Below are 11753 nucleotides of genomic sequence, written 5' to 3'. Positions count from 1 at the left end.
AGAGAAAGGCCCCGCACCGAGGGTGCGGGGCCTTTCTCGTTCACGCCGGAATCAGATGGCGCGGACGTCCTGAGCCTGGGGGCCCTTCTGGCCCTGGCCGACCTCGAACTCGACCCGCTGGCCCTCTTCGAGGGACTTGAAGCCCGAGCCGCTGATGGCCGAGTAATGCACGAAGACGTCGGGGCCGCCTCCGTCTTGGGCGATGAAGCCGAAGCCCTTTTCGCCGTTGAACCACTTAACAGTGCCTTGAGTCATGTGTTTTACAAGTCTTTTCAGTCGATGAGCCATGGCGATCTCTGTGATCAGCCCAGTCTCAGCAGCCAAGTATGCCATACTCGCCGACAAACTGCGCGCAGGGGGTCTCGGCACCGCGATGTGGGCGGAGTCTGCGCCTCGCGCACGGCGTGTCGCCATGGCCGATCGGCGACGGGTGCGCCGAGGTCACACTGTCGCCCGCGATGTGCCAATCTGGGCGGCATGGGTGAGAGCAACGAGGCGGACTCCGGACACGTCGATCTGGCACTGCGGGTGCTCGACGCGCACGTGGCCTTCGCCAAGGAACAGCTGCTGACGCCCGCGGGCTTCCTCGAACTCGTCACCGAGGAGGTCGACGGCGTCCTGGCCGAGTGCGCCGTGCTGACCCTGGCCGAGGCGGTCACCCGCGAGCAGATCAAGGGCGTCGCGCACAAGTACGCGGTGCAGATCCCGGTCGAGGGCGCGATCCCCGAACTCGTCGGCGAGATCGCCGCCCGGCTGTACAACCATCGCGCCCAGGACGAGATCCCCGTCGGCGACGTGGTGGACAACCGCCGCTTCGACGAACTGGTCTCGGCCGTGGCCGACATGGAGGTCTCGCACCGGCTGGTGCGGCTGGTGCTCAACAGCCCGGTCACCGTCGACGCCTGCGTCGAAGCGGTGCAGCGCGCCGTCGTGACCGCCGTCGACGACGGCAAGCACGCCGAGGGCGGCGGTCTGGCGCAGTCGCTGCGCGGCGCGCTGGCCCGGCTGGCCGAGCCGGCGCTGCCCGCGATCGAGAACGGCGTCGGCCGGATCACCCGCACCGGTGCCCGATTCGTCCTGCGCGGCAATCGCGACGACGCCGACGACATGCTGCTCGACGCCGCCCGCGAGACCTGGCGCAAGCACACCGGCGATTCCATCGGGTCCTTCCGCGAGCTGGTCTCGGCCAACGACGTGGAGGACGCCGTCGTCCTCACCTTCGAGTTCTGGCGCACCTTCCGCGACACCGACTACTTCCACGCCCTGCTCGACGAGGGCATCGATCACGTCTTCGACAAATACGGCGACACCCCGCTGGCCGAACTGCTGGCCGAGCTGGGCATCGGGCGCGCGGACATGATCGAGGAGGCGCTGCGTTTCGGCCCCTCGGTGCTGGCGACACTCGACGAGCGCGGCTATCTGGCCGCCGTCGTCCGGCGCAGGCTGGCGCCCTTCTACGCCTCCCCGGCGTTCCGCGCCGCGGTGACCGGAACCTAGGACTCGCGAACCCGCGGACCGTGAGTTCTGTTCGGCCGCTGGTGCGTCGGTGTTTGTCGGTACGATCCGTGCAACGATGGAGCGCTTGCGCTACCGGATCGCGATGAAAGGCTGCCGTGACACGTCTGTCCTCCCTGCTCGACCAGATCGACTCCGGAGCGGTGCTGCTGCCCGAATTCCAGCGCGGTTACGTCTGGAACAGGGACCAGGTGCGCGGACTGATGCGGTCGCTGTATCTCGGGTATCCGGTCGGCGGGCTCCTGGTGTGGGAGACCGGATCCGAGGACATCGCGGTACGCGGCCAGGGCGGCGGCTCGGGATTGCGGCAGCTGCTGCTCGACGGCCAGCAGCGCATCACCACCCTCTACGGCATCCTGCGCGGCACCGCGCCCTCGTTCTTCGAGGGCGACGCCGTCGCGTTCACCGGGCTCCATTTCGATGTCGACCGTGAGGTTTTCGAGTTCCAGGTGCCCGGCCGCGAGACCGCGCCGACCTGGATCGATGTCACCGAGCTGTTCGCGCTGGGGCCCGTGCACTACCTGCCCCGGTTCACCGAGGTCCCGCCGGAGACGCTGGCGGTCTACCTCGACCGGCTCAACAAGCTGCGCGAGATCACCCACCGCGAGTTCAATGTCGAGACCATCACCGGCTCGGACCGCACCGTCGACGAGGTCGTCGACATCTTCAACCGCGTCAACTCCGGTGGCACCAAACTGTCCAAGGGTGATCTGGCGCTGGCGACGCTGTGCGCGCAGTGGCCGCAGGCCCGCGGCAACCTGCGCGACCACCTGATCCGCTGGGACAAGGACGGTTACACCTTCACCCTGGACTGGTTGCTGCGCAATGTGATCGCCGTCGGCAACGGCCGCGCCCACTTCGACGCGCTCGGCGATCTGTCGCCCGCGGAGTTCGAACAGGCGCTCAGCGATACCGCCACCCAGGTCGATACCTTCCTCGACACCGTGGCAGGCCGCCTCGGCCTCGACCACGACCGAGTCCTGATGGGGCGCTACGCGATTCCGGTCATCACCCGGCTGCTGTTCCTCAACGGCGGCCGCTTCGACGACGACCTGCACCGCGACCGGGTGCTGTACTGGTACATCCATTCCGCGCTGTGGGGCCGGTTCAGCGGGTCCACCGAGACGTTTCTGCAGCAGGACTACGAGACGCTCGAACGCGGCGGCATCAACGGCCTCATCGGCTCGCTGGAACGGCTGCGCGGCGGCTCACTGGACCTGTGCGCCGACGACTTCGGCGGCGCGACCCGCGGTTCCCGGTTCTATCCGCTGCTGTACCTGCTGACCCGCGTCGACGGTTCCCGCGACCTGGGCACCGGCGACGAACTGGGCATCGAGCAGTTCGGCGAGCGCACTCCGGTGCAGGTGCACTATCTGTTCCCGAAGACCACGCTGCGCGACGCGGGCTACGAACGCAACGAGATCAACGCGATCGCCAACTTCTGCTTCCTCAGCCCCGGCTCGGAAGCCGAACTGGGCGAACGCGAACCGGCCGACTACCTCGCCGAGGTCGAGCGCCGTCATCCCGGTGTGCTGGCCTCGCAGTGGATTCCGACCGACCCCACGCTGTGGCGGGTCGAGAACTACCGCGAATTCCTGCGCGCGCGACGCAAACTGCTGTCCGCGGCCGCGGACGCCTTCCTCGAGCAGCTGCGCACCGGCACCCTGCACCGGCCGACGCTGCTGTCGGTCGGCGTGGCCGGGGTGAGCCTCGGTGACCCGGCGGTGGACCTGGTGAACGCGCTGGTCGACGACCTGGTCGCCGACGGCTTCGGGTTCCCGCTGCTCGACAGCGAGGTCTCCGATCCGGTGACCGGCCGCGAACTCGCTGTCGCCGAAGCGTTCTGGCCCGAGGGCCTGCAGCCCGGCGTCGGCATGCCGCTGGTGCTGGTGCTCGAGCCCGCCAACGCCGACCTCACCCGCCTGGCCCAGCTCGGCTACGCCGTGTTCACCTCGGTGGACGCGCTGCGCGGCTATGTCGACAACCTGCGCGTCGAGGTCTCGGGCGACACCGGCCTCTACGGCCCCGCCGCCGACGTGGCCGCGCTGGCCGATCGCCTGCCCGCCACCTGGGTCGGCAACTCCGAGCAGGTCTGGTTCCGCTTCGCCTGGAACCAGCTCGAGCGGGACCGCGCCGAGGGCCCCGACGCGGCGCTCGAGCCCGAACAGGTCGCCCTGCGCTACATCGCGCTGTGGGCGCTGACCCGCACCTTCTACATCCACGCCTTCGACCAGGGCAATCCGGGGGAGTGGCGGTACTACCTGGGCGACGCGATCGGCCCGAACCCGTTGGTCCCGCGCGACTGGCTGGCCCGCCGCGCTGTCGCCTCCGGCGCGCTGGCCCCCGGCGCCACCCCCGGCGACGAGGACATCGCGATCGCCATGGTGCACGGCGTCCTCGAGGTGGTCGAGGATGTCGCCACCGCCCTGTCCCACCTCCTCGGCGGCCCCGGCCTGTTCGCCTCCCTCTGGGCCTCGGCGGGCGCCGCCGAGCACTACGGCTACCCCCTGTCCACCGACCAGATCAACGACCTCATCAACCAGGTCGTCAACGATCCGGCCTCGCGAAAGATCCAGGCCTACAACTGGATCGAGGCGGGCCTGCCGCTCTGACCGTGCCGATGGCCTGTCTCAGCTGTGCCGTGCGGTGTGCGCGGCGGCGACGAAGCGTTCGCACGCCTGCTTCGACTTGTCGCCCGCGGCTTCCTCGACGCCGCTGTTGACGTCGACCCCGAACGGTTTCACCGCACTGATCGCCGCGTCGACATTGTCCGCGGTGAGTCCGCCCGCGAGCACGACCGGGCAGCCGAGTGCGGCCAACTCGGTCACGATGCGCGCGCTGATGGTCCAGTCGTGGGTGCGGCCGGTGCCGCCCAGCCGGTCGGCGGTGCGGGAATCCAGCAGGACCGCATCACAGTCGGCGGCAGCGGCTTTCGCCTCCAGGATCGCGTCCGCCCCGGCGACGTGGACGGCGCGCAGGATGGTCCGGCCCCGCGCCTCGGCCCTGACCTGCCGCAGTGTCTGCGCCGATACCAGCCCGTGCACCTGGATCGTGTCGACGCCGAGGTGATCGGCGAGCTCGATGATCGCCGCGGCGTCGTCGAGGTGGGTCACCAGGACGGTGTTGACGAACGGCGGGACCAGCGCGGCCAATCGCCGTGCCGTCGCGGCGTCGAGCCCGTCTTCGCTGACGTGGGTGATGCCCGAGATGAGGCCGACCGCGTCCGCGCCCGCCTCGATCGCGATCCGCAGGTCGGCTTCCGAGCGGATTCCGCAGATCTTGGCGCGCACGGTCATGGACCGAAGACTATCGGGCCGCGAGCACGTCAGCCCCGCGCGCCGGTGGCGTGCTGGAACGTCGTGACGAAATCGCGCAGGGCGGTGCGGTCCTCGGTGTCGGGTGGGCGGTGACCGCGGGCGGCTTCGATGGTGATCGGGGTGCCCGCGCGGATGGGGAGCTCGGTCCAGCAGACCGGCAGGACCGGGAGCTGGACGGTCCGGTCGGCGACGGTGAGGGTCAATGCCGAGGTGTAGCGGCCCGCGACGGTCATCAGCGCGTCGACGGCGTCCTCGGTGAGCGGGCCCGCGGCGGGGAATTCCTCGATGTACACGCGCCACCTCCTTCTGCGGCGCCAGTGTAGGCCGACGCGGGCACCTCAGAGAACCTTAGCGGCACCATAAGGGCGCGCCAAGGACGTCGGCTTAGGCTCGGCCCCATGATGCGGAAATGGTTGGACCGGGCATTGCTGGTCCTGGGGTGGGGCGCACTGATCGCGGCGACGGCGGGGATCGTGTTGCATCTGGGCAGCTGGCGGCAGCAGTCGCTGGTGCTGCTGGCGTCGGGGGCGATGTGGCTGATGCTGGGCGCGGTGATCGGGGTGGTCCTGGTCCTCCTCGCGCGCGGATGGCGCAGCGCGATCGCCGGGGGCGTGGTGCTGGCCGGCGCGGCGTGGCTGGTCGTTCCGGCCTACATTCCGGCGGCCGGTGCCGCCGAGGGGCCGCAGCTGCGGGTACTGCAGTCGAATCTGCTGTTCGGCCAGGCGGATCCGGCCGCGGTGGTCGCCGCGGTGCGCGACAACGACGTCGACGTGCTCACCGCCGACGAACTGACCGTCGACTCGATCACGCGGCTGCGGGCGGCGGGCCTGGAGGACCGGCTGCCCTACTTCTATCTGGAACCCGCGCAATCCGGCGGCGGCGGTACCGGCATCTACAGTCGATACCCGTTGCGCCAGACCGTGAAGTACGACGGCTTCATCATGAGCAACATCTCCGCGACGATGGAACATCCACAGCGCGGCCCGATCTCGGTGTACGCCTTCCATCCGATCCCGCCGAACATCGATTTCGCCGCGTGGACCGCCGAGCTGCGCCGGGTCGACGAGATCCTGGCCACGGCGCCCACACCCGCGATCGTCGGCGCGGATTTCAATGCGACGCAGAACCACGCGGCCTACCGCGCGCTGCTGGACGGTCCGTTCGCGGCCGCGGCGGAACAGACGGGCGACGGCGTCCTGCTGACCTTTCCCGCGGATCGCCGGTGGGGGCCGGTGATCGGCATCGATCACATCCTCGTCGCCGGTGGCGTGGCCGAACAGGTACGCACGCTGACGATTCCGGGCTCCGACCATCGCGCGGTGCTCGCCACGGTCAGAATGCGGGATTGACGGCGTCGATTACCATGTGAGCGCTCGACATCGGACCGCTCGGCGTCCATGTCATTCCCCGGGGAGGAATCAGCGGATGATCAAACATCGGTTCGCCATGGCCATGGCGGCACTGGTGAGCGTCGGCCTGCTCGCCACCGGTTGCTCGGCGACGACCCTCGCCGGCGACCAGGCGATGCCCACGATGGACAACCCGTGGGAGGTGGCGGGCGCGACGTCGAACACCGGGCCCAGCGGCACCCGTCCGGGTGTGCCCGACACCGACAAGAAGGCCGACAACGGCGACAACGGCAAGATCGACAAGCTCGCGCTCAACGCCATCGCCGATATCGAAGAGTATTGGCAGACCGAGTATTCCAAGACCTTCCGGGGCAACTTCAAGCCCGCCTCGAAGTACATCTCGTGGTCGGCGAAGGCACCGGAATCGGAGTCGGTGCAGTTCTGCAAGAGCAGCACCTACAAACTGGTCAACGCCGCGTACTGCCCGCTCGACCACACCATCGGCTGGGACCGCTCGGTCCTGCTGCCGCTGCTGGTCGACAAGTACAAGGAGATGTCGGTGGTGATGGTGCTGGCCCACGAGTACGGCCACGCCATCCAGTCCCAGGCCGATCTGCTGCGCGGCTTCCTCACCGACGCGCTGGTGAAGGAGCAGCAGGCCGACTGCCTGGCCGGTGTGTTCCTGCGTCACGTCGCCGAGGGCAAGTCCAAGCACTTCACCCTCAACACCACCGACGGCCTCAACGGCGTGCTCGGCGCGACCGTCGCCGTGCGCGACCGTGACCCCAACGACCCTGACGCCGTGCACGGTTCGGCCTTCGAGCGCGTCACCGCGGTGCAGAAGGGTTATACCGAGGGCGCCGGGTCCTGCAAGGGGATCGACAAGGACGAGATCAGCAAGCGCCGCGGCGGTCTGCCGGTCACCTTCGAGGACGGCGAGCGCGATCAGCAGCTGCCGGTGAACAAGGAGAACCTGAGCTCGCTGGCGACCCAGCTGGGCAAGTCGATGCCGGTGAAGAACGCGCCGACGTTCGACTACGCGGGCGTCACCCGCAGCTGCGCCTCGACGACCACCACCGAGCCGGTGTCCTACTGCCCGGGCAGCAACACCATCGGCACCGACCTGCCCGCCATGGCCAAGCGCGCGGGGGAAGGGTCCACCGGTAAGGAGGAACCGCTCTCGGCGGTCGTCACCGGCGACTACAACGCCGCGGTGGTCTTCGTGTCCCGCTACGCCCTGGCGGTGCAGCAGGACCGCAAGTTGTCACTGACCGGCGCCGAATCGGCGGGCCTGCGCACCGCGTGCCTGTCCGGCGCGCTGACCACGAAACTCAGTGAGCCGAGCAGTGATCCGCGCCTGTCGGCCGGTGATCTGGACGAGGCCGTGTCGGGCCTGCTCGCCGACGGCCTCGCGGCCGCCGACGTCAACGGCAAGGTGGTGCCGAGCGGGTACCAGCGCCTCGAGGCGTTCCGCACCGGCGTGCTCGACGGCGAACAGGCCTGCCTGACCCGGTTCGAGTAGTCAGCGCGCCGCGGGCAGTGACCGCAGGGAGCTGAGGGTGTTCGCCACCGCGCGGGCGGCCTCGGCTCCCTTCGTCACGAAATGGTTGGTGTAGTAGTCGACGTGCTCGCTGTGCTCGTGGAAGTGGTGCGGGGTGAGCACCACCGAGAACACCGGGACGTCGTTGTCGAGCTGGACGCGCATCAAGCCGTCGATCACCGCGGTGGCGACGAAGTCGTGGCGGTAGATGCCGCCGTCGACGACCAGCGCGGCGGCCACGATCGCCTCGTAGCGGCCGGTACGGGCCAGACGCTGCGCGTGCAGCGGGATCTCGAAGGCGCCGGGGACGTCGAACACCTCGACGGCGGCCGGGTCGAGCCCTAGACCGGCGTATTCGGCGACGAAGCCCTCGTGGGCCTTGGTGACGATGGAGCTGTGCCAGCTGGCGCGGATGAAGGCGACGGCGCCGGTAGACGTGGTTCCCATGGGCGGAGTCTACTAGGCTCTAAGCTACTCATCGGTAACATGTTGGGAAAGCCAGTCGACGACGTCGCCGATCACCTGGTCGCGCTCGGGCTCGTTGAACACCTCGTGGAACAGCCCGGGATAGCGCAGCACCGTCACATCGGACGAACCCGCGTCGCTCTCGAGCAGGTCCGCACTCGACGGCGCGGCGACGGTGTCGGCCGTGCCGTGCAGCACCAGCAGCGGCGCGGTGAGCGCGTCGAGACGCTGCTTCACCAGCGCGGTGTGCTGCAGGATCTCCACCGCCGTGCGGGCGGGCAGCTTGCCGCGGAACACCAGCGGGTCCGCGTCGTAGGCGCGCACGACCTCGGGATCGCGGCTGATCGTCGACGAATCCAGGGTCAGCACACCGAGATTCGGCGCCAGCCGGGTGAGCAGGGGAGCGGCCAGGCGCTGCACCGGATTGCCCAGCGGGATGTCCAGCGGCGGCGCGGAGACCACGATCCCGGCCACGTCGACCGGTCCACGGGTGGCCAGGTGCAGCACCACCAGACTGCCCATCGAATGGCCGAGCAGGAATCGGGGCACGTCGGGATGGGCCTTGCCCGCCAGGTCGAGCAGGGTCGCCACATTGTCGGCGGCCGCGTGCATCGAACCGATATTGGCCGCCGCGCCCTCGGACAGGCCGTGTCCGATGTGATCGAGCGCGTACACCGCGAAACCTTGCGCGGCCAGCGCGTCGCCCACGTACTCGTAGCGCCCCGAGTGCTCGGCGACGCCGTGCACCAGCACCACCACCGCGCGCGGTGCGGTGTCGGGTTGCCAAGCGCGCCAGGCGATCCGGCCGCCGTTGCCGGCGAATTCGCCCGTGTCCGTCGTCATCGCTGCGCTGCTCCTTCGTCGCCGGGCGCCACCGCGAGCCGCTCGATCAGGCGCCGATTGAACTCGATCAGTCGAGCGTAGTTGAGCCGGGAGATCCGCTCGTCGGTTCCGTGGATCCGTGCCAGATCGGCCGCGGTCAGCACGATCGGCGCGAAGTTGCAGCGGGTGGCGGCCAGACCGTCGTAGTGGCGGGAGTCGGTGGCGCCGGGCACCAGCCCGGTGGTCGTCACGATGCCGGGGACCAACTCGGCGGCGAGTTCGGCGATCAATGCGTAGGCGGGGCCGGGACCGGCGACCCGCGACGGCTCCGACGCGGGCCCGACGAGCTCGATCGCCACACCGAGGTCGCGGATCACCCGGCGGCAGTGCGCGAGCACCGTCGACACCGAATCGCCGGGCAGGATGCGGAAATTCACCAGTGCCTCCGCGCTCTGCGGCAGCACATTGGCCTTCACCCCGCCCCGGATCACCGTCGGCGCCGTCGTCGTGCGGACCAGCGCCTCGGTGGTGGGGCCCGCCGCCAGGATCCGGGTGAGCAGTGGTCCGGTCAGCGTGGCGAGCCCGCGCCGGTCGGTGAGTTCGAGCAGCTTGCGGCGCGGTTCGGGCAGCGCCACCCGCATCCGGGCGAGCATGTCGGTGATCACCGGGGTCAGCCGCAGCGGCATCGGATGGTCCTGTACGCGGGCCACGGCACGCGCCAGGCGCCCGACCGCGGTCTGCTTGCCCGGCATCGAGGAGTGGCCGCCGGTCTCGCTGACCGACAACCGCACCGTCGCGTAGCCCTTCTCACCCAGCATGATGCTCGCGACCGGCCGGTCGACCCCGTCGGCGACCCCGTCGGTGATCACCCCGCCCTCGTCGAGCAGCAGCTCGGCCCGCACGTTCTCGGCGCGCAGGTGCTCGGCCATCCGGACCGCGCCCCCGTCGCCGAAGACCTCCTCGTCGTGGCCGAAGGCCAGGTAGATCGTGTGCCGCGGGCGGACCCCGGCCGTCAGCGCCTGCTCCACGGCCTCGAGCACGGCGAGGACCCGGCTCTTGTCGTCGATCGCGCCCCGGCCCCAGATGAACTCCGCGTCGACGACGCCGGCGAACGGGGGATGGGTCCAGCGCTGCGGATCGTCGACCGGGACGACGTCCTGGTGGGCCAGCAGGATCGCCGCCACCGGTCCCGGCTCGGCGCCGTCCCAGCGGTAGAGCCTGCTGTGGCCGAAGGTGGTCAGGGTCAGCTCGGCGTGCACGCGCGGGAACGACGCCTCGAGGTGGTCGGCCAGGCGGGCGAACTCCGCGTCGGCGGTCTGGGTCGGGTCCTCGGTGGACACCGTCACGCAGCGCAGCGCCGCGGCCAGTCGCTCGGCGACCTCCTCGTCGACTCCGTCGGTGACGGGGGATCCGGTCGGTTTCTCGGTCATCGGGCGCACCCTCGCCATTGTTGCCCGTGCCCGGCGGGTTCGCCGTCAAAGACGTCCGAAACGCCGTGTTCGAGGTCGGGGCGTCATGCGGTCCGACAGCCCGGCGAGGGGCCATCTAAGCTGACACCATGGCAGGAGGCAAGGGCGGCAAGCCGTCGAAGGAAGCCAAGGCCGCGGCTAAAGCGGCCCGTAAGCAGGCATCACGCGAACGGCGTCAGCAGTTGTGGCAGGCGTTCAACATGCAGCGCAAGGAAGACAAGGCGCTGCTGCCGCTGATGATCGGCGCACTCGTCGGCACCACGGTGGTCTTCTTCCTCATCGGTCTGATCTTCGACATGCAGTGGTTCCTGCTGCCTCTGGGTCTGCTGCTCGGTGTGCTGTTCGCGTTCATCATCTTCGGACGTCGCGTGCAGAAGAACGTCTACCGCAAGGCCGAGGGCCAGGCGGGCGCGGCGGCGTGGGTGCTGGAGAACCTGCAGGGCAAGTGGCGGGTCGCCAACGGCGTCGCGGCCACCACCCAGCTCGACGCGGTGCATCGCGTCATCGGCCTGCCGGGCGTGATCTTCGTGGCCGAGGGTTCCCCGCAGCGGGTGAAGTCGCTCATCGCCCAGGAGAAGAAGCGCACCGCCCGCCTCATCGGTGACACCCCCATCTACGAGGTCGTCGTCGGCAACGACGAGGGCCAGACCCCGCTCAAGGATCTGCAGAAGTTCCTCACCAAGCTGCCGCGCAACATCGACGTCAAGCGGATCGACCAGATCGAGGGCAGGCTGACCGCGCTGAGCTCGCGCAGCGGACCCGCGATGCCGAAGGGCCCGATGCCCCCCGGCGCGAAGATGAAGGGCATGCAGCGCGCGATCCGTCGCCGCTGACCCGCCTACCGACCGAGCCCGGCACCTGATCGCAGGTGCCGGGCTCGTGTCGTGTCAGGAGTTCGGCGGCCGTCCGGTCAGCAGCCACAGGATCCGGTCGTAGGCCAGCAGGTGATAGCCGGCCAGCACCGCTGTCGAGATCAGCGCGAGCCGGGGCAGCCCGGCGCCCCACAGTGCCGCGGCGCCGCCGAAGAGCACGGCGAACTCGACGAGCAGCCGCACCGGGCCCGGGACCGGCACCGGCGCGCCACCGCCGCGACTCGGATCATCGGCGAGGGCGAAGGTGCCCCACAGCAGCGCGGCCGCGATGGGCAGCACCACGACGAGCAGATATCGCCAGGGGGAGTCGAATGCCCGCCAGCCGAAGACCCCGAACGAGGTGATGGCGATCAGTTCGAGCAGGAAACGCACGGCCAGCAGGGCCGGATTCAGTGACACGGCCA

Annotated in this window: 12 protein-coding genes; 5 read left to right on the top strand and 7 right to left on the bottom strand. The window is 69.6% G+C overall.

The features are described from left to right. Positions 1-51: 51 nt before the first annotated feature. Positions 52-255: a cold-shock protein gene (locus ATM97_RS31650; protein ID WP_218721900.1), complete on the bottom strand. Its 204-nt coding sequence runs from the start codon at positions 253-255 to the stop codon at positions 52-54. Between the two features lie 222 nt (positions 256-477). Between ATM97_RS31650 and ATM97_RS31645 the strand changes: the two genes are divergently transcribed. Further along, positions 478-1497: a hypothetical protein gene (locus ATM97_RS31645; protein ID WP_218721854.1), complete on the top strand. Its 1020-nt coding sequence runs from the start codon at positions 478-480 to the stop codon at positions 1495-1497. Positions 1498-1613: 116 nt separating this feature from the next. After that, on the top strand, positions 1614-4127 hold the full coding sequence (locus ATM97_RS31640) for a DUF262 domain-containing protein (protein ID WP_218721853.1): 2514 nt from the start codon (positions 1614-1616) through the stop codon (positions 4125-4127). Positions 4128-4145: 18 nt separating this feature from the next. Here the strand turns inward: ATM97_RS31640 and ATM97_RS31635 are convergent, their stop codons facing one another. Together ATM97_RS31635 and ATM97_RS31630 are read right to left on the bottom strand one after the other, a co-directional pair. Then, positions 4146-4811 (bottom strand): phosphoribosylanthranilate isomerase, encoded by a 666-nt coding sequence (locus ATM97_RS31635; RefSeq protein ID WP_218721851.1) that lies wholly within the window; start codon positions 4809-4811, stop codon positions 4146-4148. Positions 4812-4840: 29 nt separating this feature from the next. After that, positions 4841-5125 (bottom strand): hypothetical protein, encoded by a 285-nt coding sequence (locus ATM97_RS31630; RefSeq protein ID WP_218721849.1) that lies wholly within the window; start codon positions 5123-5125, stop codon positions 4841-4843. A gap of 105 nt (positions 5126-5230) precedes the next feature. Here ATM97_RS31630 and ATM97_RS31625 point away from each other — a divergent pair, with 105 nt between their 5' ends. Both ATM97_RS31625 and ATM97_RS31620 read left to right on the top strand, forming a co-directional pair. After that, a complete protein-coding gene (locus ATM97_RS31625; protein ID WP_218721848.1) occupies positions 5231-6181 on the top strand; it encodes an endonuclease/exonuclease/phosphatase family protein in 951 nt (316 codons plus the stop codon). Between the two features lie 76 nt (positions 6182-6257). Next, positions 6258-7703, top strand: a complete 1446-nt coding sequence (locus ATM97_RS31620) for a metallopeptidase (protein WP_218721846.1) — start codon at positions 6258-6260, stop codon at positions 7701-7703. On the opposite strand, the gene ATM97_RS31615 is transcribed toward ATM97_RS31620, so the two are convergent. Genes ATM97_RS31615 through ATM97_RS31605 form a run of 3 tightly spaced genes read right to left on the bottom strand, consistent with a single transcriptional unit; the run spans position 7704 to position 10438 of the window. Beyond that, positions 7704-8168 (bottom strand): 6,7-dimethyl-8-ribityllumazine synthase, encoded by a 465-nt coding sequence (locus ATM97_RS31615; RefSeq protein ID WP_218721845.1) that lies wholly within the window; start codon positions 8166-8168, stop codon positions 7704-7706. 24 nt (positions 8169-8192) lie between these two features. Next, positions 8193-9029, bottom strand: a complete 837-nt coding sequence (locus ATM97_RS31610; RefSeq protein WP_218721843.1) for an alpha/beta hydrolase — start codon at positions 9027-9029, stop codon at positions 8193-8195. Then, the gene (locus ATM97_RS31605) at positions 9026-10438 is read right to left on the bottom strand and encodes a M20/M25/M40 family metallo-hydrolase (protein WP_255588703.1); all 1413 of its coding nucleotides are present in this window, start codon (positions 10436-10438) and stop codon (positions 9026-9028) included. The genes ATM97_RS31610 and ATM97_RS31605 overlap by 4 nt, the downstream gene beginning before the upstream one ends. A 128-nt stretch (positions 10439-10566) precedes the next feature. On the opposite strand from ATM97_RS31605, the gene ATM97_RS31600 reads away from it, so the two are divergent. Beyond that, positions 10567-11310: a DUF4191 domain-containing protein gene (locus tag ATM97_RS31600; protein WP_218721839.1), complete on the top strand. Its 744-nt coding sequence runs from the start codon at positions 10567-10569 to the stop codon at positions 11308-11310. Positions 11311-11364: 54 nt separating this feature from the next. Here the strand turns inward: ATM97_RS31600 and ATM97_RS31595 are convergent, their stop codons facing one another. Further along, complete coding sequence (locus ATM97_RS31595) at positions 11365-11748, bottom strand: YrdB family protein (protein WP_218721837.1); 384 nt, start codon at positions 11746-11748, stop codon at positions 11365-11367. Positions 11749-11753: the final 5 nt, after the last annotated feature.

It is taken from the genome of Nocardia sp. MH4 (genome assembly GCF_019266065.1).
Taxonomy (GTDB): domain Bacteria; phylum Actinomycetota; class Actinomycetes; order Mycobacteriales; family Mycobacteriaceae; genus Nocardia; species Nocardia canadensis.
Note: the sequence above shows the minus strand (reverse complement) of the source record. Positions and strands in the feature narration are given on the sequence as shown.

What these genes read in the sequence shown, in the direction of transcription:
- ATM97_RS31650 (WP_218721900.1), bottom strand. Translation starts at nt 255, where the DNA reads ATGACTCAAGGCACTGTTAAGTGGTTCAACGGCGAAAAGGGCTTCGGC.
- ATM97_RS31645 (WP_218721854.1), top strand. Translation starts at nt 478, where the DNA reads ATGGGTGAGAGCAACGAGGCGGACTCCGGACACGTCGATCTGGCACTG.
- ATM97_RS31635 (WP_218721851.1), bottom strand. Translation starts at nt 4,811, where the DNA reads ATGACCGTGCGCGCCAAGATCTGCGGAATCCGCTCGGAAGCCGACCTG.
- ATM97_RS31625 (WP_218721848.1), top strand. Translation starts at nt 5,231, where the DNA reads ATGATGCGGAAATGGTTGGACCGGGCATTGCTGGTCCTGGGGTGGGGC.
- ATM97_RS31620 (WP_218721846.1), top strand. Translation starts at nt 6,258, where the DNA reads ATGATCAAACATCGGTTCGCCATGGCCATGGCGGCACTGGTGAGCGTC.
- ATM97_RS31615 (WP_218721845.1), bottom strand. Translation starts at nt 8,168, where the DNA reads ATGGGAACCACGTCTACCGGCGCCGTCGCCTTCATCCGCGCCAGCTGG.
- ATM97_RS31610 (WP_218721843.1), bottom strand. Translation starts at nt 9,029, where the DNA reads ATGACGACGGACACGGGCGAATTCGCCGGCAACGGCGGCCGGATCGCC.
- ATM97_RS31605 (WP_255588703.1), bottom strand. Translation starts at nt 10,438, where the DNA reads ATGACCGAGAAACCGACCGGATCCCCCGTCACCGACGGAGTCGACGAG.
- ATM97_RS31600 (WP_218721839.1), top strand. Translation starts at nt 10,567, where the DNA reads ATGGCAGGAGGCAAGGGCGGCAAGCCGTCGAAGGAAGCCAAGGCCGCG.